This is a genomic window from Microbulbifer zhoushanensis (assembly GCF_021729055.1).
Lineage (GTDB): Bacteria > Pseudomonadota > Gammaproteobacteria > Pseudomonadales > Cellvibrionaceae > Microbulbifer > Microbulbifer zhoushanensis.
Map to the genome: position 1 here is coordinate 98,353 of NZ_JAJSAO010000005.1, position 22,233 is coordinate 120,585.

A 22,233-nucleotide genomic window follows, 5' to 3' on the forward strand; every position below is an offset into this window, starting at 1 on the left:
GATGGAACAGACGCAGGCAAAGAAGCAGACAGCCGATGCTCCCGAGGCCACCCGGTCCCGGCGCACCGAGGTGCCTGCCGACGCCGCCGCGACGGCCCAACGGCAATCCCATCAGCCGGTGTATATCGAGCCCCGGAACACCAGCTTCGAATCCGAGGCGCGCCATGCGGCGAAGCGCTTCGGGAGCCAACCGGTAGACCTTGCCCCCAGCCCCTTCTCGGCATCGGGCCGCCGGGCGGAACTGGGACCCGACCTTTCCCGCAAACTGGTAGACCGGGTGGACCAGGGCGGCCGCCCGCTCCCCAGTGGAACCCGCGACCAGATGGAGCGTCACTTCCACAGGAAGCTCGACAGTGTCCGCATTCACGACGATCCGGTAGCGGCCGAAGTCGGTAACGCCATCGATGCCCGGGCCTTCGCGCTGCGCCGCCATATTTTCTTTCGCGACGGCTTCGCAGCGAGCGACCCCCGGGACCTGCGTGTACTCGCCCACGAACTAATGCACGTCCTGCAGCAGTCCCAGGCCGCGAGCGAGGGTTATGTTATCCAGCGCGACGATCCCGGTGATGTCGAGGTCAGTGAAACCTGGGAGGGTGAAGGCAGCGATCGCGGCTTTATCCTCGACTTTGCCCAAAGTCCAAGCCTTTTCACCATGCCGAGGCTGGAGTTGCCGAAGATCAACGGCAAGATCAAGGGCAAATCCCCACTGCGGGGTATTACGACGGACAAGTTAATTTCGGGCCGTGACTTTGAATACGTAACCCACTCTGAAGAACGCGATACCGCGCAACGCCGGCTGTGGACGCAACATGTCAGCGAAAACAAGGATGAAATCGAAGCGGCCATCGAGTCCTTTATCCCCAACCCCGCTTCAGAGAGCGACCGTGATCCGGTCTACTACCTGAAAGTCCGCGCAACGAACCAGATACTGTCCGGAACCAAGGCCCAGCTTCTGGCCCGGGACGAATTGCTGATCCCAAACTGGAATAAAAAGGGCAAGGCAACCTTCTATCACGTCGACCACTACCGCGAGCACCAGCTGGATGGCCCCGATTCGATCGAGAACGTCTGGCTCCTGGAAGGGTCCGCAAATACATCCTCCGGGTCCCAGATCAGGAATACGGTCCTGGCAGAGATCAATGACCTGTTCCGCCGTGCGCGAGAGGACAATTTCTTCCAGGGCCGTAACGAAAACCGCGACGTGCTGCGCTTCTCCCGCACACCGCGGGGACAGGCCCTGCATTTCAACCGCGTCGCGGGTGGTGACGAGGTGGCCGCTGATGTTGACACCTGGACGGTGGACGAAATCATCGCCGCCAAGCACATCAAGTTCGGACAGCGGCGGCTGCTTCAGGCGGTGCCCCTCGACGAGTTGCAAGAACTGGGACTCGCCGCAAAGGGCGATGGAAGCGCACCGAGTACGGTGCTCTGGTTTCTCGGCAAGGAGAGCGGGTTCTACCGGCGGGTCGATGTCTCGGATCTCGCAAACCCAACCTATCGCGGCCAGCCCCTGGGCGCCAAGGACGACGATTTCTTCAAGAACTTCCGCATAGAATCGGCAACGATCCAACAGGGGCTTGATCCTCAGGCCCTCGAGCCGGATCAGGAGGTCGGCGCAATCACGGGCCGGGTCCGGGGCGGCGTCGGTACCTATTACGACCGCGATACCAAACAGAAAGTTAAAGGCGACAGGATTGTCGTAGGCGCCGATATCAGGCTCCCGCTGCGTTTCGATCGCCGCTACGGCTATGGAGCCTACATCGACCGCAGCGAGGTTCGCGAGGCATTGATGGGCGCACGGGCGAGGCATGCGGAACTTAAAGGTGCAAGCCCCCTCGAGCTGAGCGAAGCCGGGTTGAGCGACGCCTGGGCGATGGAGCTGTCGGCGACGCTGACCTCGACCCACCCCATGTTCGATGGCTTCCAGGCTACCGTCGGACTCACGGAATATGGGATCGGCCTGGATGTCGACATCCCCACTGACCAGCTGGACTTTGGCTTCTTCCAGGTCACCGAGGCGAATATAGCGGTCGCCATGGGCGACGAGGGATTACTCTTCCGCGGCGCCGCCGCCTTCGAACTGGACCAGATCGGCAGTGGCACCGTGATTGCCACAGGCACCGCGATCGAGGGCAACTTCGATTTCGACTTTGATTTCGTCGACCCGGCCTTCATCACCGTCCGCTACGAGGACGAGGCATGGAGCTTCGATGGCGAGCTGGGTATCACCGAAGGCGTTGTCCCCGGCCTGCAGTCCGGCACGATCCACGTGGGCATCGACGAGGAACAGAACTTCCTCTTCGACGGTGAGGCAACCGTGCAGCTGCCCGGCCAGTCCGAGCCTGCCACCATCGAGATCGGCTACAGCGAAGAGGAAGGCATCTCGATCGGTGGCACGGTCACACTGGACACCTCAGCCTGGCCAGCGGTCGAGAACGCAACGGTGACGGTGAACGTGACCTACGACCCCGAAACCAGCGCCTGGGCGCTGGGCGGCACCGGCTCGGCCGATTTCGCCATCCCGGGGGTGACCGGCACACTGGACGCGACCTTCGATAACGGCGGTTTGATCCTGCGCGGCGAGGGCGACCTGGCGATCGGCAATGCGACCGGCACCTTCGACTTCGCCATCGGCAACTATCCCGTCACCGAGGAGGGCGAGTTCGACCAGTCAGGTGACCCGATCGATACCTTCGAAGCCTGGGGTGGTGGTTCTATCTCGATCGAGTTCGGCCCCTACCTCACCGGCACCGTCGGCGTCCGCTACACCCCCGACGACGAGATTGTCCTGTCCGGCGGCATCGCCCTGCCCCCCTCGATCACCCTCTTTGAGGCCATCGAGCGCGACCGGGACCTGGTGACTTTCCCCAGGGTCGAGTTCCCGATCTTCGGGGTAACCATTCCCGTCGTTGGTTCGATCGGTGTTTTCGGCTTTATCGGTGGTGGCCTGCGCGGATATGCGACGATCGGGCCCGCCACCCTGGACGACAGCCACGCTGACATCGAATACACGCTCGGCGATCCGGATTCGGCCGTGATTCACGGTGAGAGCCACCTGAACTTCGGCATGGATGCTGGTATCGAACTGGATATTGGCGGCGGTCTGGGGGTTGGGGCCGCGGTTGCCGACCTGACTGGCGAAGTAGGCATCACTGCTGCGCTGGATTTCGAGGTGGATGCCGGTGCCGACCTGGCTCTGGACTGGACACCACTGGCAGGACTGTCACTGGAACTCGACCTGGAAGGATCCTTCACGCCGTCTTTCCGGGTCGGCGTCTACGGCCAGGTCGCCGCCAGTGTGGCACTCTACGGCGAAGTGTGGAGCGAGCGCTGGGATGAAACGCTGGCCTCGTTCGGCTCGGGCCTCGAAGTCTCCATCTTCCAGCCCGCCAGCTGGGACGAGGAAAACGGCCTGCAGCTCGACTTCTCTGACGCCGAATTCACCTACCCCGACATTGACGTCCGCGAACTCGCCGGGGATATCATGGAACGGATTGTCTAGCGTCGGTCGCTGTATGCCCCTGGGTGCCAAAGCTGTAATCAAGCCAGGACTGGTGGAAAGCCAATTCTGGGGCAGAGTGGCCATGCCCTTTAAGGCGAAAAGGGCCGTCAGTGAATATACTCAATGGCAGTCAGGGAAAATCCGCTCCAAGGAGAATAAATTCAACGCCAGAACCTGATTACACCTGGAAGCATTCCTGATCAGGGCATTCGAGGTTGTTGAACGGGGCAGGAGCAAAACCCTGTCTTACAATGCTATATCCCACGTACAGCAATTCCTGTACTCTGAAGTTTTCCGCGCCACTTGAGGGATGCATGACCAGCGATCTCGTCGATGCACAGGTATCACCCGTAGGACAGTTCGACATTCTGTCCAAGTATGAAATCAACAAGCTTACGGACGACAGCCGCGGCCCCCAGTACCAGATTTTCCGCAACTGCTCCCTGGCCGTTCTCAATAGCGGCGGCTTTATGGACGACGGCAAGGAACTGCTCGAGAGGTACTCCGATTTCGACATCTCGGTTATCCCGACCGAGCGCAGTGTCAAGCTCAATGTCCGCAACGCCCCGGGGATCGCCTTTGTCGATGGCAAGATGATTCGCGGGATCAGCGAACACCTGTTTTCCGTGCTCCGCGACATTATCTATGTCAACAGTGAAATTACCGGCGATCCCCGCTATGACCTGGTTTCTGCCCAGGGTATCACCGACGCGGTGTTCCATATCCTGCGCAATGCCGGCACCTTTGACCGGTCTCGCTCCCCGAGGCTGGTGGTCTGCTGGGGTGGGCACTCCATTTCATCGGAGGAATACGACTACACCAAGCAGGTGGGTTACGAGATGGCCCTGCGCTACCTCGATATCTGCACCGGCTGCGGACCCGGCGCAATGAAGGGCCCGATGAAAGGGGCCACCATCGGGCATGCCAAGCAGCGCGACCGGCACGGACAGTACCTCGGCATTACCGAGCCGGGGATTATTGCGGCAGAGGCACCCAACCCGATCGTCAACCAGCTGGTGATAATGCCGGATATCGAGAAGCGGCTGGAGGCTTTCGTACGCACCGGCCATGGCATTGTCGTTTTCCCCGGTGGGGCCGGTACCGCGGAGGAAATCCTCTACCTGATGGGGATCCTCCTGCACGAGGAGAACCGGGAGCAACCCTTCCCGGTCATTTTCACCGGCCCGGCCAGTGCCGCGGACTACTTTATCCGCATCGACCAGTTTATTGCCTCTACCCTGGGCGAGGAAGCCAGGTCACGCTACCAGATCATCATCGACGACCCGGCGGAAGTTGCACGGCAAATGGCGGCCGGTATCCAGCAGGTCAAGGAGTACCGCAAGGCATCCGGGGATGCCTACTACTTCAACTGGCAACTGAAGGTATCCACCGAGTTCCAACGGCCATTTATCCCCACGCACGAGAACATGCATAACCTGGAACTGCATTCCAACCAGGCCCCCTACCTGCTGGCCGCCAACCTGCGCCGGGCCTTCTCCGGCATCGTCTCCGGCAATGTCAAAAACGAGGGTATCTGCAATGTGCAGGAAAATGGGCCCTTCCAGTTACGCGGCGACCCCGAGCTTATGCGCAGTATGGATACCTTGCTGGCATCCTTCGCGAAGCAGCAACGGATGAAGCTGCCCGGCAAGGAATATATTCCCTGCTACGAAATCAGTACCGGGTAAGCCAGGCTGGCCGACGGCCATTCCGGGGCCTCTACTGCACAAACCGGCAATAAAAAGCCAGCCCGCTATCCGGGCTGGCCCTGACTCGGGACCCGCAGCTACCGGGGTCCCCTTCTCTCTCACTTCCTTACGAAAAGTTTACGCCTCAATCCAGGGACTTCAGGATCTCCACATGGTCCAGGTACATCGGATTGATATCCTTCAGGGTGAACATCCCGGTTACATCCAGGTGGTCCCAGCCGGACTTTTTGCCCATATGCTGCCATACGCCGGGTACGGGCAAGCCGTTGTAGTCCTGGTAAGGGGCACCCATCGGCGCCACCATGCTGTTGGTGTTCACCACGCTGTCATTGGCGAACCAGCTGGCATCCACGCCCAGGTTGCTGTTCTTGTACTGCCCCATAAACAGGGACTGCGGCATAAACGGCAGGAAGGTGGAAGCAACAGGGTACTGCTTTTTCGTGAACAGTCCCTTGAAGGTGGACTGGTTCGAGAAAGAGAAGTAGTACACATCCGGGTAAGTGATGGCGCCACCATAGATATAGGGCGCACCCTCCGCACTCAGGTCATAGAGGGACGTATCCAGCGAGTCCTCCCACAGGCGGTGGTCCTTCACGCGCAGGAAGTAGTCATCCCAGCTCTCCCCGGACTGCCGTGTCAGCGCCCACTGGTCCAGCTTCAGGTCGTAGATCACGTTCTCGCCACTGACCAGCCCCGCCGCGCGGTAAATGGAGGTCACCAGCTGCTCGGTAATATCCAGCGGGTTGAAGAACTCGGTGAGTGTGGTGCCGTTGTGGGGCGTGGAAACCGTGGTGATGCTGTGCACCCAGTTCCTGCCGCCCTCGAACACACTGCCGGATTCGTAGTTCTCCTCCGGCGAGCCGTCCCGCAGAAGCTTGAGCAGTACACGGGCCGTCTGGCCGCCCTGGCTGTGGGCAATGATGTGGATCTTGCTGGAGGCATCCCAGTCCGGCAGCAGCCCGCTGAAACAGCGGCCAAACTGGCTGTGCCCGTGGGTCGCGGCATGGGTTGCCCCATAGTTCACACAGCCGCCCTTCAGCTGGTAGTAGGCCTCTACCGCCCGGTCCCAGTTGGAACTGAGCGGCCCCACTGCCAGGGTCACGGTGTCGTGCCCCTGGGACTTCAGGACTTCCTGCAGGTCCCGCTTGCCCTTCCAGCCACCGCCCCAGTACTTGAAACCGAACAATTCATTGCGGCCCCAGCCGGCAAAGCCGTGCAACAGGACAACGGTTTCATTGTTGGCAACCTGCGCTGCCGCATAACTGGCTGGGGTTGATAGAGGCTGTAGCTCAAAGACCTGGTTGTTGTCGTAGTTGCAGGTGTATTGCTCCAGTTTCTGGTAACCGGAACTGAACGGGCTGTTGTTCACATCCAGGCACTGGTAGCTGGACTTGGGCCGTATTACGTAGCCGGAATCGTAGGGCACAAAGCGGAAAAGCTGGTTGTCACTGCCAAAGCCCTCGCCCTGCTCGATGGCCGCGCCGGCGGCGCCGGCAAAATCCCGCACCGACAGTGAAAGGCCACTGTTGGTGTTCTGGATCTTGTAGTAGCCGTCGGCCTGGTGAACCAACTCGAAGGTCTGCGCACTGGTACCGTTACAGGAGTACTGCTGCAACTGGGTGCCCGTGGATGTGCTGGACCCGGGTACATCCAGGCATTTGCCACTGTGACGGGCGACAATATTGTAGATGCCGTCCTGCACCGCGGCCGCGTAGACCACTGGCTCCAGCGTCCACTTCTGGTTATCACCACCATGCTCGTCCCAGAGATGGATGTCGGCGCCAGCATTCATTGAGACATCGGAGACATCGATCGGCTTGTTGCCCGACAGAATGCTTTTGATAAAAAACTCGCCGTCACCGGTGCCCTCGACCAGGAAGCGCTGGTTATTGCCCTGGTTGCAGCTGTATTGCTGCACTGGAGTGCCATTGCCGCTCTGGCCCCAGTAGATGTCGACACACTTGCCGCTGTTGACGTTGATGATCTCGTACTGCCCGCCACCGGCGTAAACAAAGTCGAACTGCTGTGCGGCGGTGCCATTGCAGCTCCACTGCTGAAGCTGCCTGCCATTGGCGGTACTGGACGAGGGAACATCCAGGCACAGGCCCGAGTGCACTGCCCTGGCCGTATACCTGCCGGGTGCCAGGGTGCGCTCGCCGTCGATGGTGGGGTCGATGGCAAAGGTCTGCTGCGTTGAGCCGGTACAGGACATCTGCACCAGCCGCGCCCCGTCACCCTGCGATGCACCCGAGAGCTCGACGCACTTGCCCGAGTTGCGGTTGCGCAGGATATAGCCGCTGCCGTTTCTTTGCGGCAGGAAGTGCTGGGAGCCATAGTCGTACCAGCTATACTGCACCACAGCCGCGCCGTTCGATTTCGAGCCGGACTGCACCCGCATGGCCTTACCGCTGTTTACGTTGACGAGCCGGTAATAACCGTCGCCCACCGAACTGATATCGAAATTCTGCACCGCCGAGCCCGAGCAGCCGGCCTGCTCCAGCTGGATGTTACTGGAAGTGCTGCCGCCGGGCACATTGACACATTTGCCACTATGGGAAAGCGTCAGCGTGTACCTGTCCGCGGGTAAATTGGATGCGTTGGCAACCAGGGGCAGCTGGAGGAAAAACAGGGAAATGATCCCGAGGTAAACGGGGGTAAGTCTCTTCATCATGCGCCGAACCTCATTCTCTCTGTGAACTTGATTTGGCAACACGTCAACGATCAATTGAAAGGAGAACTACATACCTTTGAGGCTGGCCGGCGAATCGAGAAATTGACTAAGGCAATACGATACCCTGGACATACAGCGGTATGCCGGCGTTTGATGATGATTTGGCGTGTTGTCGCTGATTTTTATTGGGATAAATTTATTATTTTTAAAACTTATTATTTTTGACATCACAGCCATGGAGGATCACCCAAATGGCTGAGTGAAAGATTCTAGTCACGAAAGTGAAACAGAGTAAACAGCAAAAAAGTGACCGTACGTCCCCTGAGAAGCAGCGCACAAAAGAGGCGCATACTGGCGTACCAGTCCTGTATCCAGCGCATGCCACTTTCATACCTGGACCAACAATTCAGGGGACGTTAACGGCAAAGCAGCACGGGAAAGCGGGTGGAAATAAAAATTCGGGCCAGCCCGTAAGCATCGAGAACGGTAACCCGAGGCAAACCTTACCCCGAAGACGTCTCATTATGCCGACGTCACGGGTTGGAAAAAGCGCATTTCTTCTTCCTTCTGGTGGAAGCTAATACGACGGGAAAAGCATTATCTCCCGTCGATTTGCCAACCCTGGCATCTATCCTCGATACCAGCTATCAAGCCGGGTCGAGCTGGGAGCGCCCCGAACCCTGGGTGACTAAGCTCCGCTTGACCACTTAAGGCCGATAACACCAGCGACGAGAAAGCACAGGCTGACTACCTTGATCACCGATGTGACTCATGAAATACCACAACACCCACGACAACCGCCCCCACCATGCCGATTCCAACCCAGACTGCATAGGCGGATCCCAGGGGTAGCGAGCGCATCGCGATACTGAGGAGGCAGAAGCTGGCAGCCATGGCGGCCACCGTTGCCAGGGAAGGTATTGGCCTGGTGAAGCCCTCGGTGTATTTGAGCCCTGTTGCCCAGGCCACTTCCAGTAAACCAGCGAGGATAAGGATCAACCAGTTCATACGGCACCATTTGATTACGGGGCCTTCCCCACTGATTAACGATCATCCCAGGGTCCTCCCTGGGACTGCATCGGACACTAGCGCGGCAAAGTCATGTTAGACAGGTTAAAAACCGTTAATGGCCTCTGCAAAAGAGCCCCATCTCCCCCACAACCATTTTTCCCCCTGTTATTGCCTGTATTCTGTGCCCCATTACCCGCATATGTTTCTGTCGCTCCGCCGATGTGACCGATCGGTCAATTTGCTGAGTGAGACATACTGCCGCCCAAGAACTGGTATAGTTCACATATTCTCACCACCCGGGTGCAGGTGACGGCTAACTATAAATAGAAGGAGAGCCCTCCCGTTGATTACCAAGGCCAAAGGCATATTGCGGCACACCGCCAACGGTCTACAGGCACATTTTGCCCGGTTGTTACCCCGCCGTATCCCGATTGCGCTCAAACTGGCACTGGTCATGACCCTGCTGCTGGTACTGGGGATGACTGGCCTGGGCCTGTTTATCAGCGATAACCAGAACCGCCTGATCCGCACACAACTGCATGAGTTCGGCAACACCATGGCGCTGCAGCTGGCCAAACTGGCCGGAGAACCGATTCTGTCGGAGAACGACCTGAACCTGCGCATGCTGACCGCCAATCTTGGCCTGGACGAGAAGATCCTGGGGGCGGGTATTTACGCACGCGACGGCGAGCTGCTGTCGGCCAGCGGCATCCAGCCGGACCTGACCGGCTCCCCTCTCGAGGCCGCCGGGCCTTTCGCAGCCGCCGGGGTCATAGCCCGGCCCTGGTTCCGGGACACGGCCGACGGCTCCCCGGAGCGGTTGATCAGCTTTATCGCCCCGGCCAACTACCTGGACGTCCGGGTCGGCTCGGTGGTGGTGACCCTGTCGGCATCGCAGATGGACCAGGCCGCAGCCCGGGCCCGCGATGCCATCATCTATGCCACCCTGGCCATGACCCTGCTGGCGTCCCTGCTGGCCTACTGGCTGAGCCGGCGCCTGTCGCTGCCGATCCACCACCTGATGGAGGCCACCCGGGCCATCGACCGCGGCGACTTTGGAACCCGGATCGAGCAGCAGCGCAATGACGAAATCGGCTACCTGTTCGAGGGCTTCAACAATATGGCGGCCGGACTGCTGAGAAAATCGCAGGTCGAGCAGGTCTTCTCCCGCTATGTGTCGAAGAACGTTGCCGACAAGGTACTGGCCAACCTGGACGAAATCCGGCTGGTGGACCGGCCGATCGAGGCAACGGTGCTGTTTGCCGATATTACCGGCTTTACCGCCATGTCCGAAAAGCTGGAGCCTTGCCAGGTTTCCGAGCTGCTGAACGAATACTTCTCGTATATCTCCCGGGCCTGCTCGATGTATGGTGGCGTGGTCGACAAGTTTATTGGCGACTGTGCGATGCTGGCGTTCGGGGTGCTGGAGGAAGATACCGACCACACCTTCAACGCGATCAGCTGTGCGGTGTTGATCCAGCAACTGGCGGTACAATTAAACGAGCAGCGCCGCGCCGATGGCCGGCCCGAAGTGCATTTCCGCATCGGCATCAACTCCGGTGCCATGCTGGCCGGCAACCTGGGCTCCGACGAGCGGATGGAATACACCGTGGTCGGCGACGCCGTCAACCTGGCCTCCCGCCTGTGCAGCGAGGCCCGGGCGGACCAAATCATTATCCGGGAACAACTGTTCACCATGCTTGAGCCACGCATTATCGCCCGGTCCGAGCGGACAATCCCGATCCGCGGCAAGTCGGCCCCGGTGGGAATCTATTCCGTGCAGGATATCCATCACAACGACCAGCATCTTCTGCAGGCTAACCTGCAGAAAATACTGAAGAGCCGGCCCCGTAAACAGGACCGGAAGGCAGCCAGCCATGCTTGATCGCCGCCTAGCGCTTGTTTGGTTCTTGCTAATGCCGCTGCTGCCGGCCTGTAGCCTGCTGCCGCCACAGCAGCAGGCGCAGGAAGGTTTGCCAACCGACACACTGCAGCAGGCCCAACAGCAGTCCGCCGAACTCGGCCAACTGCAGGAGCTGGTTACGGCGACGCCAGCCCAGCAGCAAAAAATCAGGCGTTTGCAAAGCAGCCTGCAGCAGTTCGAGCGCAACGCAATCCGCGCCGCGAGCCACCTGGAGAAACAGGACAACTGGCATGGCGCCGGGAAGGTATTGCAGGCAGCTACAGAGGTACTGCCAGGCAGCCAGGCACTGGTCAGCGCACGGCAAGAATTTGCAGAGCGACGCCAGCTGCACGAGCAACGCCTGCGGATGGAGCTGGCCATCCACCGTGGCGAACAGTTGCTGAAAGACGCCGAGGCCTATGAGCGCCTGCGGCAGCTCAATGGCCCCGGTGTGATGACCTGGCTGGAACAGAAGAACTTTCTCCGCCAGTGCCGCGGGTCGGCCCAGGCTCTACAGGAGCATGCGCAACTGGCCCTGCAGCGAGAGGACTATACCCAGGCCCAGCGTGGCTTGAAGGTGGCACGGCGCCTGTACGGCCATGACCTCCTGCAGGATAAGGCGCAGCGGGAAAACATCGACCAGGACCTGGCCCGGGCCAACCGCCAGCTGCGCCAGGCGAGACGCCAACCGACCAGGCGCCCCCCGGAAAGGGACAACAAAGCCCTGGTCGCGGAATTACAGCAGGCCCTGGAAGCCGGTGACCTGGCGGGTGCACAGCAGCGCCTTAACAAACTGCAGCAACAGTCGCCGCAGGAACCGCAACTGCCATCCCTGCAATCACAGCTCCAGGCGCAGCTGAACGCCCGGGTCAAAACCGCGATCAAACGGGGCAATGACCTGTACAGTGAGGGCAAGATCGAGCGTGCCGTGGAAACCTGGCGCGAAGCCAGGGCCCTGGACCCGGACAATGCGGAATTGCTGACCAATATCGCCAGGGCCGAAAAAGTACTGGAAAACCTGAAAGCCCTGTCGTCACCGCCCCGGGCCAAGCCTTAGGAGCGGTGTTCCGGATTCCGGGTTATTGGTTTACCATTAAGAAAAAATGACCCATTGATTGTTTCCAGGTGAACCGATTGGTTACCGGCAAACTATTGAGCAAACCGGGTTTCGTGTCATAACGTCCCTGTGACCCGGGTTACTCTTGCGATGCCTGTAATCTTTGGGTGTCCTGTTTTTTCCAAAATTCAGAACAGCCGATTTTGCTGCATCATGCGGCCGCCAAGGACGAACAATGCTTAATTTCCTGCTCTGGCTCTTACTTCTTATTCTCTGCTGGCCACTGGCGCTGCTTGCACTCGTCGCATGGCCATTCATCTGGCTACTGTCATTGCCGTTCCGCCTCGTCGGCATCACCTTCGAGGCAATATTTGCCTTCCTGCGAGCAGTACTGATGCTGCCGGCGCGAATCCTGGGGCAAAAGCCGGCAGCTTGAGTTGCCCACTTGGGCCAAGCCCCTTTCGCGATCCGGGCATTAACGCTGTTTTGACTCGCTTCTTCCAGGGCCGTTATGCACTTGCCCCTCCCTGTCAATGTGACATCAAAACTACCGGAGCAGATCCATGATCTCCCATACCACCCTCGGGACAAACAACCTCGAAAAAGCAGAAGCGTTTTACGATCAGTTGCTTCCCCTGCTGGGCGGAACGAAAGTAATGAAAACTGACAGGGTGATTTTTTTCTCTTTCAAAAATCACGAAGCCAAGCTAGCGATATCAAAGCCTTTTGACGGCGAACCCGCAACAAACGGGAATGGCACAATGGTTGCCTTTTCAGCGGAAAGTGATGAAACGGTCAGCGCGGTCTACGCAAAAGCGATATCGTTGGGCGCCACTGATGAGGGCGCACCAGGACCAAGACTTGACGGCCTTTATTTCGGTGCGTACTTCAGGGACCTGGACGGCAACAAACTTGCAGTGTTTCACCGCCCAGCATAAAAGTACTGCAATAATCACAACCACCCACTTCGGAGGAGTTCGGGAAACCATGGGAATCTACAGCCGGCACTTCGAGAGCTGTTTTAAAAGCCCGTTGAGCTAAGCAGACGCTGTTCGCAGCGCCTGTGATCGACTCGGAAAGCGCTGGGTTCATGGCATTCGAGAATGCGATCGTTTCCTTTCACTGCCCGCGACATAGGCCCTTCCCACCTGAGACAGCGCTACCCGTAATGCCTATGCAGCCTTCCTGCACCAGAAGAGGCCGCCTTGGTGCGTAAAGCCACAATTCAAGCCTCCCTCCCCAGTTAGCCCTCTAACCGGCGTCACTCTTGCCTTGAGGAAAGCTCGTGAGCTCGACATCCCTAGTCGGTGGGCGTCCGTTTTATTTATGCTCTATTTTTTGTCATTTCATTTTACTCTTACCACGTACCCTTCATTCTCCCTACTTGCCATAAAACAAAAATGAATGCGGCCGGAAAAGAGATAGTTGCCAAAATAGCCAGAGCTCTACCTCTTTCCTGGAACTTTCTTGTCGCCATATTTAACGCTTCATCGTAGCGCTTCCATCGATTACCACTGAGCAATATCCAATGGTTAATACCATAGAGAGCAAAAGATGAAGGAACAATCACTAAAGCCGGATGAAATGAAAAGTTAACGCCAATATCAAGAACTGCAAAAAGATAAGCTGTCAACCCGATAAGGATAATCGCCTCCAAAAAACATAGCGTAATTATAGCTTTGCTTTCATAAAGCCAGCCTGAGGGACCATTCTTAAAAAAACGTCTGAGATAACAATAGTAATAAAAATATATTGAAGAAATATTCATACCACCTTAAACCAACGCTCATTCTATATGGGTTACAGTAACCCCCCAAAGACTACCCGATTAGCAGTTGTAGCTGGGCCGCGCCCAACCATTGCAGCTGCCCAGCCGACCGGATAAATTAAATCCAGCAAGTCGGTTCAGACCACTCTTTTTGCGAATTACACTCCTAAGCAAATAAGCGCCGAAAGTCGGTCCAGCCTCACTTATTTTCAAATCAGTGCCTGCATAAATTTCGCTTTTAAGCATGGTCTAACCAGACAATAAAAGAGCGCCATAGAGCAAACAACTAGCACATCGATGACCAACGGCTCGTCCAACCTAAGAATCCAGAATACAGGAATAAAGACGCCGAAGGGCAGCCAAAAATTATACGAAAATCTCATCGAAGAAGGCCGCACTTGCCTAAAAATAGAACAAACCAAAAGGTCCACTATCAGCAGAAAAGCCCAATAATACAAAATTTGTATAAATGTTAATGACCCAATCCAGGCTAAACCATCATCCAAAGTTAATATCTCTTACTCTCAGCAGTTACGGTATTTACGGATTTATTAGTTGTTGAGGCAGCGTTGATAATCACGCCCACAGCTGTCATATTCTACTTGACTACTCGAGAAGCAGCTAAACCCGGCACAGGCACTACCCCGAACAGTGCTTCGAGAACTGTTCCAAAAGCCTGGTGAGTAGTGCCCACACTGTACGCGGCGCCTGTGAGCAGCCCAGCAAGCGCTGGTCACACGACATTCGCGATTGCGAGCGAGTCCTTTCAGCGCCAGCCACCTGGACTTCCCTTCTTACGCTGCCTTGCCATGACACCGATACGGCTCTTCTGTGCCTGCAAGAAGGATATCTAGCTTGATATCTTCAGTTGGTAGGTGTCCTTTTTATTTTCTCTTTTTATCATTTTTCACACAGCCTTGTTCTCAGAAACTTCACCCATTAAATGTAAAGTAGGCAAGAAAAAACAAAGTGAGAATTACAAGCAAAAGACTTAGTATTCCTCCAAGATACTCGGAGGAATTACTTAAAATTGACTTTCTCTCAACCAAAAACTCCTCGCTACGACTCCGAATAGAGAAGAGAGCATAGTTTATCAACAATACTACAAGAAATACGATTACCGCCAAAAACTTACTAATACCAGAAAATACCAACTCCCAGCGCCCAAGCATATGGACAAGCAAAATCCCATTAACAAAAGCAAAAATCTCAAAAAAAGAAAGAGTTAAGCAGGCATAGTAGTGATTATGCCTGCCCATACCATTGACCTTTTGAGAGAGAGCATAAAATTTGAAATAGAAGAAATTAAGCATATTTCTTACTAACAGTTTTCAGTGCCCAGCATAAAAAGTCCACCCCGGGCTTCACAGTATAATCATACACATCGGGAACATATTTCATAGCTGCCGATGTTCCGCCATAGCTCACAGCAGCAACTCTTCCCACAGTCCCCCAACAAACCCTACCACACCAAATGTCAGATCGACACCAGCATTAAATATACCAAAGCCGTTCCCTTTACTTATTGCCTGGCCGCCTTCCCAAAGTGATATAGCGGTTCCAGTATAAAGAAGCCCGCACTTGCATGCTTTATCGCCTGGAAGCTCTCAGAGGACGCCAATGTCTTTGCAAAAGCAAAAAGAGTCCACTTATTCGCCCAAATATCATCAATACCATTTACACCACCGCGACTCACGAGCGAAGTAATAGCCGCTAATCCAAACAACTGGGTGAAACTGAAGATAGTGGACACACACTAAACATAACGGGTGCGCGCCAGGGGAATAGAGCTGCTTACGGGCACGGGCAAAATGCTGCACACACCCATACCGCGTTCCGAGAGATGGCAAGAGCGCGTAAAACCCTCACCTGCCCCAGCACCACTCCATACTGACACTGCGTCTCACGCTGTGTACGGCGGGCATTCCTGTGCGGGCGGGATGGTCGTACCGGACAGTGCTTTGAGCATCGACGGCAATGGATTGAGGACCGCATGTTGGAGCTAGGGCGGGTTTTTGCTCTGGATACCTGCGCCTACACGGTAATGAGCAATCACTACCATGCGGTCCTGTACATCAACTCGGCGGAGGCGGACAGCTGGAACCTCCACGAAGTGGTGGAGCGCTGGCATCGGCTGTACAAGGGCTCCGTGCTCTCCCAGCGCTTTCTGCGCAGCGAAACTCTGGGATCTGCAGAGTATGCCCGCCTCTCGGAGGTCGCGGAGGGCTGGCGTACAAGACTTGCCGATATCAGTTGGTTTATGCGTTCCTTCAACGAGTCCATCGCCCGCGAGGCCAACCGGGAGGACCGGTGTAGCGGTCGCTTCTGGGAGGGACGCTTCAACTTCCTGGCATTACTTGGCAAGAGGGCCCTGGCAGCCTGTATGGCTTAGTGAACCTGGACGCTATCCGGGCCAGGATGGCGAGCACACCGGAATCGCCAGCCCACACGGCCATCAAGTGACGCATTTCGGGGGCTGAGGACGGCATCCAGGCAAAAGCAGACTTCCTCCCCCCATTGAGATACCCTTTTACCCTCAAGTTCGCTAGCGGTACCAGGATCAAGCGGCAGTCCCCCGGCAATAGGGAAAATGCATGAAATTTCTTGTCCGCACCCTGCTGGTGCTCATCGTTGCATCGACGGCCTTCGTCGCCTACAGCTTCTATATCTCACGCCCCACGGTGGATATCGCCTGGGACGCTGGGCGGCCCCAGGTTATCGCAGACCCGGCAGCAGCACTGACGTTTGCACGTACAGCCTCGTCACTGATACGGGTCACTCGCCATAACGGCGACACTATCGACGGGATCGACGTTACTGCCGGGCTCGGTGACGCCGGCGACCTCATCGAGGCCTACGCCCGGCTGGGCTACGACGGCCTCGCAGCAGTGACTGGCCCCACGGTGACCGTGCCGCTCAGCGGGCTGACGGTGCCCGTGGACTTCCAATACCCCTATGTGGCGGCCGGCACGAATTACCGGGAGCACGCCGAAGAGGTGTACCTGGACGATCCGCCATTCCTGTTCCCGAAGCTGGCGCGGGCAAGTGGGTGGAACGACCCGGTAAGCTTCCACCCACGCCTCGACTTCGAGGCCGAGATCGCCATGGTTCCACTTGCCGACATCCAGTCACCTGACGACCGCGTGGACTACGCTCTCGTACTCTGCAACGACTTCACCGATCGCTGGACCCTGCTCCGCCAGATCGACCTCGATGCCCCCATGGGCACCACAGGCTTCGCCGCAGCCAAGGGGCGCCCGTCCTTCCTGCCCACCGGCTACCTCTTCGTGATCCCGAGGTCGGCCTCCTTCTACCAAACGATCGCCCTGGAGCTCGCCGTGAATGGCGAGGCACGGCAGCGGTTCCCGGCAGATCAAATGATCCTGGATATCGACGACATCGTCCGCCAGGCATTCGACCAGGCCGGACACACCTTTCTAGATGGTGACCAACCTGTAGACCTGCTACCGGCAGGTGGCATCCCACGGGGCACGCTGATTCTGACTGGCACAGGAGCCGGTGTAGCCTTCAAGCCCGCGAACGTATGGAACCAGGGCTTTTACCTGCAGCGCGCCGACCGCGTGATCACCAGGGCTACCTTTCTGGGACACCTGGAAAACAGGATCGAATAACGCTAACCGGTTTTTCGCTGCAGGCCACGTGGTTGGGAGCGAGCCCTACCTTTCGACGAGCCCGCGCTAGCAAACTACCACCAATGCTGGGGCGCCTGCAGATAGAGCCCAGGCACAGGCTCTAGCTTAACCCGCACTTTGAGAGCCGGTTCAGGAGCCTGGCGGCTAGCGCCCGCGCTGTTCGCAGCGCCGGTGATCAGCTCGGCAAGCACTGGTCACACGGCCTTCGCGATTGCGAGCGATTCCTTTCCCCGCTGGTTAGCTAGCCCTCCCTTCCCACGCCACCCTGCCGAAGCAACGAGACGGCCCTCCTGCGCCCTAAAAGACCACTTAGGCATAAAAGACATCATCCCTTATATCGGTGAGCCAGAGCCCTCCCCTACGTAGAGGAAGGCTCTGCAGCCCGATATCTGCAATTGGTGGGTGTCCTTTTTATGCCTTATTGATATTGGGGCGCCTGGAGTTGTGCCGGGGATTGGGGAAAGGCGCAGCCGCTGAGTAAACTTCCAGCAGTTTGCAACAGAGGGTGTGCCGCTATGCGCTATGCCATCGCAGTTCTGTTCAGCTTTGCCATCGGGCTGGCGTGGGCAGATGATCGGGTGAGGACCCTGCCCAGCGGCGCCTCACAAATCCTTGTAGGCGGCCAGACCTATTACTACTGGGTGGGTTCTTTCTACCGGCCGACCAAAGGTGGTTTTGTCCGCGTGGATTCCCCACTGGGCGCGCGGGTGCCGAATGTTCCCGGCAGCAGCGGTACCTTCACCATGGGTGGTGAACGCTACTATGTCACTTCCAGGGGCACCTTCTTCGTATACGAGCCTGACGGCGACGACTTCACGGTCGTAACCCCGCCTTATGGCTGGCGCGACTATTACAGCGCGCCGCAGAGAATTGCCTCACTTGCGCCGCCGACTCCGGCTCCTGCCCCGGTAGCGCCGCCGCCTCCGGAAATACGCCGGGTCTACCCGCTCCCCGCGCCGGGATATCGCGGCGGCGGTGACTACGGAAGCTACCGCGGTGAGTACGAGGGTTATTACGGGCGCTACCGTTTCCGCGACAACATCGGTGGCGAAAGTTACCGCGAGCTCCAGTCGACCTGCCGTCGTATCGCCTCGGATCAATCGCGTCGTGCCAGGGTCGGCCCCTACCGCCGCGAGCCGGGCAGCTATCGGGACGAGTACGCGCGTTGCATGCGCTATTACTAGCAACCTGTCATAGGCAGTGCAGCTTAACGAGCAGGCTTGTTACTGCGGTGATGGAGAGGGAGAGGGAGAGGGAGTTTTGCGGGAAGAGCCGGGCACTGTTATGTGCCCGGCTCTCTGATTCCACCGGAAGATTCAGTTGATGGGCACCCTGATGCCAAACTCCTTGTTCTCATCCTCTCACCGGATCCACCGATTCCATGCGGCCAAACCAGGTAAGCTAGAGTTGAACATACATGGCGGGGAACCAGCCAGGATTATGGCACGATATAACCCTGGACCGTTGCACATTAACGCTACCCTGCCCACACCAGGCTTCAGGTTGGTCATCGTATGAACCGGGATGAGCGTGGCGGCGCCGGATCCACGCGCTTGCCCAGACAAGCATTTGATCGACTGGCACGCCCGATCGTGCACTTCCTGCACATCCAGTCGGCCGGAGGCGCCATACTCCTCCTATTCACCATTGCCGCCGTCATCCTCTCCAACTCCCCCTGGGCCGAAGCGTTCGAGCATATCTGGGAGTCAACCCTCGGGTTCCACCTCAACGCGTTCGAGCTGACCCGGTCCGTGCGGGAGTGGATCAACGACGGCCTGATGACGCTTTTTTTCTTTCTTGTGGCACTGGAACTCAAGCGCGAGCTGATTCTCGGCGAGCTGCGCAACCCCCGTATGGCCGCACTGCCCATTGCCGCCGCACTGGGCGGGATGATCGTCCCCGCAGTGATATTCCTGGCACTGCAGGCGGGACAGGCAGGCCAGAATGGATGGGGCACCGTCATGGCGACGGACACCGCCTTCGTGATTGGCTGCCTGGCCCTGCTCAGCACGCGCATCCCCCAGAGCCTGCGGGTGTTTATGCTATCCATCGCCATCGTTGACGATATCGGTGCCATTCTTGTCGTCACCATTGGCTACACCAGTGACCTCGACTGGTGGGCACTGGCATTGGCCGGGCTTTTGCTGGTGGTCGTGCGCGTGATGGCCAAGCTGGGTTTGCGTGGCTTCACCCCCTACATACTGCTGGGCATTGCGGTATGGCTGGCGGTGGACGCCTCCGGTGTCCACGCCACCATCACCGGCGTTGTGCTGGGCCTGATGACGCCAGCCCGGCGCTGGGTCAGCGACGAGCGGCTGTATGCCATACTCAACCAGGTTATCGCTCACCCGCAAAGCAGCGAGAGCAGCAGCCAGACCAGGGATCGCCACACATTACAGATGGCAGAGGTGGCTGCACGCGAAACACTATCCCCGGTTGAGCGGCTGGAAATCGTGCTCCACCCCTGGGTGGGCTTTGTGATCATGCCCCTGTTCGCCTTTGCCAATGCCGGCCTTGTACTCGATTTACAGGACATTGATGGCCCACTGACCCTGGCGATCGTCCTCGGTTTTGTACTCGGAAAGCCCTCAGGCATCGTATTGTTTAGCTGGCTCGCCCTGCGGTTGAAATTGGCCTCTCGCCCGTCGGAGCTCACCTGGCGGCTGATTACCGGTGGCAGCGTGCTCGCCGGGATTGGATTCACGATGGCCCTGTTCATCGCAAAAATCGCCTTTGGTGACGACCTGATCGATAGCGCCAAACTTGGCATTTTCACCGCCTCCCTGATTTCTGCTGTTCTAGGAGTGACAATTTTGATGTGGTCATCCGCTAGGAAGGCCGCCCAAACGATGTAAGGAACGAATAACAACGGATCACTAGATCTCGCCAATGAAAAAATTCCACAGCCAGAAACAGTTACGCTAGTATCGATCCATCGCGAAGCATACCGCCACCGGCAAGAGAAAATTCACCCGTGAACGAAGATAGCACCGAAAAAACGAACGCCTTAGATGGAAATCAAAACCACCCCAAGGGCTCAGGAGTCAATCAGATATCGGACTGGATCGGACGCTCGGTATATTGCTTCATCAGTGTCTGCTTGTGTGCAATCAGCGTCGCCATGATGATTGTTTCATTATGGGGCATCTTGGATGCAATTCATGAAAAGGCTCTCTTGATCAAGGCTCTGCTCAATGCCATCGGCCTGATCGTCATTGCCATGGCAGTCTTTGATGTTGCCAAGTTTCTGCTAGAGGAAGAGGTTCTCAATAGTAGCCGTGGAAAGTCTCTGACAGAGCAGCGGGAAACCTTGTTGAAGTTCCTCGTTATTATAGCCATCGCCCTGAGCCTGGAAGGACTGGTATTCGTCTTTGATGCAGGGAAACAAGATATCAGTAACTTGATTTACCCTACTTTTTTACTGATCTCCGTGGTTTTGGTAGTGGTCGGGCTTGGGGTCTATCAAAAATTGACACGTCATGAATATGATTAACCAGTATCCGACAGCAACAAGAGCAACAAGGGACACCCAACAAACAAAAAGCATTCGCCGCCAGAGCTATTGAGCTTTCTGGGGACACAGGCAAAATGCTGTATATGTATACAGACTTCATAGCCAGCGATGACAAGAGCGCGTACAACTCTTATCTGCCCCAGCACCACGCCTTACTACCACTGCGTGTCACGCTGTGTAGCGCAGCGGACGATGTGGGACACCCACCAAACGGACGATGTGGGACACCCACCAAACATAAAGCATTCGCCGCCAGAGCTATTGAGCTTTCTGGGGACACAGGCAAAATACTGTATATGTATACAGATCTCATACCCAGCAATGACCAGAGCGCGTAAAACGCTAATCTGCCCGAGCACCACGCCGTACTACCACTGCGTCTCACGCTGTGTACGGCGAGCATTCCTGTGCGGGCAGGACGATCGCACTGGACAGTGCTTTGAGCATCGCCGGCAATGGATTGAGGACCGGATGTTGGAGCTAGGGCGGGTTTTTGCCCTGGATATCTGCGCCTATGCGGTAATGAGCAATCACTACCATGTGGTGCTGCACATCAACTCGGCGGAGGCGGACCGCTGGGACCTTCACGAAGTGGTGGAGCGCTGGCATCGGCTGTACAAGGGCTCCCTGCTCTCCCAGCGATTTCTGCGCGGTGAAACACTGGGATCAGCTGAGCATGCCCGCCTCTCGGAGGTCGCGGAGGGCTGGCGTGCACGACTTACCGATATCAGTTGGTTTATGCGTTCCCTCAACGAGTCCATCGCCCGAGAGGCCAACCGGGAGGACCGGTGTAGCGGTCGCTTCTGGGAGGGACGCTTCAAGTCCCAGGCACTCCTGGATGAGCGGGCCCTGGCAGCCTGTATGGCCTACGTGGACCTGAACCCGATCCGGGCCAGGATGGCGAACACACCGGAATCGTCAGCACACACCTCCATCAAGCGACGTGTCTCGGCGGCCAGGACCGGAATCCAACCCAGGGAGCTGATGCCCTTCGCCGGTAACCCCCGCGTTCCGATGCCGGAAGGAATGCCCTGCCGGCTGCGGGACTATATAGAGCTGGTGGACTGGAGCGGCCGCTGCCTGCGTGAAGACAAGCGCGGAGCCATTGACAGCGAACTACCACCAATCCTTGAGCGCCTGCAGATAGATCCCAGGCACTGGCTCTACCTCAACCGGCACTTCGAGAGCCGTTTCAAAAGCCTGGTGGGCAGTGCCCACGCTGTCCGCAGCGCCTGTGAGCAACTCGGCAAACGCTGGTCCCATGGGATTCGCGATTGCGAGCGCTTCCTTTCACCGCCAGCTACCTAGCCTTTTCCGTCCAAGGAAACGCCACCCGTAACGCCTATGCAGCCCTCCTGTACCTGAAAAGGCCACTTTGGCGCATAAAGCCACACTTGAGGCATTTCTACCCAGTTAGAGCGTCTGCCGGAGTTCACCCTCGCATA

At 57.4% G+C, this 22,233-nt stretch carries 16 protein-coding genes; 12 read left to right on the forward strand and 4 right to left on the reverse strand.

Features of this window, described 5'->3' with window-relative positions; genetic code table 11:
- The first annotated feature begins 1 nt into the window (after nt 1).
- Nucleotides 2-3,502: an eCIS core domain-containing protein gene (locus tag LVD10_RS11230; protein ID WP_237063685.1), complete on the forward strand. Its 3,501-nt coding sequence runs from the start codon at nt 2-4 to the stop codon at nt 3,500-3,502.
- Between the two features lie 314 nt (nt 3,503-3,816).
- Complete coding sequence (ppnN, locus tag LVD10_RS11235; RefSeq protein WP_232941829.1) at nt 3,817-5,190, forward strand: nucleotide 5'-monophosphate nucleosidase PpnN; 1,374 nt, start codon at nt 3,817-3,819, stop codon at nt 5,188-5,190.
- A gap of 145 nt (nt 5,191-5,335) precedes the next feature.
- On the opposite strand, the gene LVD10_RS11240 is transcribed toward ppnN, so the two are convergent.
- Together LVD10_RS11240 and LVD10_RS11245 are read right to left on the reverse strand one after the other, a co-directional pair.
- Nucleotides 5,336-7,882: a lipase-like domain-containing protein gene (locus LVD10_RS11240; protein WP_237063687.1), complete on the reverse strand. Its 2,547-nt coding sequence runs from the start codon at nt 7,880-7,882 to the stop codon at nt 5,336-5,338.
- A 756-nt stretch (nt 7,883-8,638) separates the two neighbouring features.
- Nucleotides 8,639-8,890 (reverse strand): DMT family transporter, encoded by a 252-nt coding sequence (locus LVD10_RS11245; RefSeq protein WP_305080583.1) that lies wholly within the window; start codon nt 8,888-8,890, stop codon nt 8,639-8,641.
- Nucleotides 8,891-9,236: 346 nt separating this feature from the next.
- Between LVD10_RS11245 and LVD10_RS11250 the strand changes: the two genes are divergently transcribed.
- The 4 genes from LVD10_RS11250 to LVD10_RS11265 all read left to right on the forward strand — a co-directional run bounded on the left by LVD10_RS11250 (nt 9,237) and on the right by LVD10_RS11265 (nt 12,791).
- The gene (locus tag LVD10_RS11250; protein ID WP_232941823.1) at nt 9,237-10,778 is read left to right on the forward strand and encodes an adenylate/guanylate cyclase domain-containing protein; all 1,542 of its coding nucleotides are present in this window, start codon (nt 9,237-9,239) and stop codon (nt 10,776-10,778) included.
- A gap of 31 nt (nt 10,779-10,809) precedes the next feature.
- Nucleotides 10,810-11,853 carry a tetratricopeptide repeat protein gene (locus LVD10_RS11255; protein WP_237063688.1) on the forward strand — a complete coding sequence of 348 codons (1,044 nt, stop codon included), beginning with the start codon at nt 10,810-10,812 and terminating at the stop codon, nt 11,851-11,853.
- 235 nt (nt 11,854-12,088) lie between these two features.
- A complete protein-coding gene (locus LVD10_RS11260) occupies nt 12,089-12,289 on the forward strand; it encodes a hypothetical protein (RefSeq protein ID WP_232941819.1) in 201 nt (66 codons plus the stop codon).
- A gap of 127 nt (nt 12,290-12,416) precedes the next feature.
- Nucleotides 12,417-12,791, forward strand: a complete 375-nt coding sequence (locus LVD10_RS11265; RefSeq protein WP_237063689.1) for a VOC family protein — start codon at nt 12,417-12,419, stop codon at nt 12,789-12,791.
- A 419-nt stretch (nt 12,792-13,210) separates the two neighbouring features.
- Here the strand turns inward: LVD10_RS11265 and LVD10_RS11270 are convergent, their stop codons facing one another.
- Together LVD10_RS11270 and LVD10_RS11275 are read right to left on the reverse strand one after the other, a co-directional pair.
- Complete coding sequence (locus tag LVD10_RS11270; protein WP_237063690.1) at nt 13,211-13,621, reverse strand: hypothetical protein; 411 nt, start codon at nt 13,619-13,621, stop codon at nt 13,211-13,213.
- Between the two features lie 932 nt (nt 13,622-14,553).
- Nucleotides 14,554-14,934, reverse strand: coding sequence for a hypothetical protein (locus LVD10_RS11275; protein ID WP_237063691.1), 381 nt, complete (start codon nt 14,932-14,934; stop codon nt 14,554-14,556).
- A 680-nt stretch (nt 14,935-15,614) separates the two neighbouring features.
- On the opposite strand from LVD10_RS11275, the gene LVD10_RS11280 reads away from it, so the two are divergent.
- The 6 genes from LVD10_RS11280 to LVD10_RS11305 all read left to right on the forward strand — a co-directional run bounded on the left by LVD10_RS11280 (nt 15,615) and on the right by LVD10_RS11305 (nt 22,096).
- The gene (locus LVD10_RS11280) at nt 15,615-16,013 is read left to right on the forward strand and encodes a hypothetical protein (protein WP_237063692.1); all 399 of its coding nucleotides are present in this window, start codon (nt 15,615-15,617) and stop codon (nt 16,011-16,013) included.
- A 202-nt stretch (nt 16,014-16,215) separates the two neighbouring features.
- A complete protein-coding gene (locus LVD10_RS11285; protein WP_237063693.1) occupies nt 16,216-17,253 on the forward strand; it encodes a fumarylacetoacetate hydrolase family protein in 1,038 nt (345 codons plus the stop codon).
- A 536-nt stretch (nt 17,254-17,789) separates the two neighbouring features.
- The gene (locus LVD10_RS11290; RefSeq protein ID WP_237063694.1) at nt 17,790-18,458 is read left to right on the forward strand and encodes a DUF6515 family protein; all 669 of its coding nucleotides are present in this window, start codon (nt 17,790-17,792) and stop codon (nt 18,456-18,458) included.
- 369 nt (nt 18,459-18,827) lie between these two features.
- Entirely contained in the window at nt 18,828-20,129 is a 1,302-nt protein-coding gene (gene nhaA, locus LVD10_RS11295) for a Na+/H+ antiporter NhaA (protein ID WP_237063695.1), read from the forward strand.
- Between the two features lie 119 nt (nt 20,130-20,248).
- Entirely contained in the window at nt 20,249-20,767 is a 519-nt protein-coding gene (locus LVD10_RS11300) for a general glycosylation pathway protein (RefSeq protein WP_232941799.1), read from the forward strand.
- 342 nt (nt 20,768-21,109) lie between these two features.
- The gene (locus LVD10_RS11305) at nt 21,110-22,096 is read left to right on the forward strand and encodes a transposase (RefSeq protein WP_237063696.1); all 987 of its coding nucleotides are present in this window, start codon (nt 21,110-21,112) and stop codon (nt 22,094-22,096) included.
- The last annotated feature ends 137 nt before the right edge of the window (nt 22,097-22,233 follow it).

Coding starts and splice junctions, on each gene's coding strand:
- LVD10_RS11230 (WP_237063685.1), top strand. CDS start 2: ATGGAACAGACGCAGGCAAAGAAGCAGACAGCCGATGCTCCCGAGGCC.
- ppnN (WP_232941829.1), top strand. CDS start 3,817: ATGACCAGCGATCTCGTCGATGCACAGGTATCACCCGTAGGACAGTTC.
- LVD10_RS11240 (WP_237063687.1), bottom strand. CDS start 7,882: ATGATGAAGAGACTTACCCCCGTTTACCTCGGGATCATTTCCCTGTTT.
- LVD10_RS11245 (WP_305080583.1), bottom strand. CDS start 8,890: ATGAACTGGTTGATCCTTATCCTCGCTGGTTTACTGGAAGTGGCCTGG.
- LVD10_RS11255 (WP_237063688.1), top strand. CDS start 10,810: ATGCCGCTGCTGCCGGCCTGTAGCCTGCTGCCGCCACAGCAGCAGGCG.
- LVD10_RS11260 (WP_232941819.1), top strand. CDS start 12,089: ATGCTTAATTTCCTGCTCTGGCTCTTACTTCTTATTCTCTGCTGGCCA.
- LVD10_RS11265 (WP_237063689.1), top strand. CDS start 12,417: ATGATCTCCCATACCACCCTCGGGACAAACAACCTCGAAAAAGCAGAA.
- LVD10_RS11270 (WP_237063690.1), bottom strand. CDS start 13,621: ATGAATATTTCTTCAATATATTTTTATTACTATTGTTATCTCAGACGT.
- LVD10_RS11275 (WP_237063691.1), bottom strand. CDS start 14,934: ATGCTTAATTTCTTCTATTTCAAATTTTATGCTCTCTCTCAAAAGGTC.
- LVD10_RS11280 (WP_237063692.1), top strand. CDS start 15,615: ATGTTGGAGCTAGGGCGGGTTTTTGCTCTGGATACCTGCGCCTACACG.
- LVD10_RS11285 (WP_237063693.1), top strand. CDS start 16,216: ATGAAATTTCTTGTCCGCACCCTGCTGGTGCTCATCGTTGCATCGACG.
- LVD10_RS11290 (WP_237063694.1), top strand. CDS start 17,790: ATGCGCTATGCCATCGCAGTTCTGTTCAGCTTTGCCATCGGGCTGGCG.
- LVD10_RS11305 (WP_237063696.1), top strand. CDS start 21,110: ATGACCAGAGCGCGTAAAACGCTAATCTGCCCGAGCACCACGCCGTAC.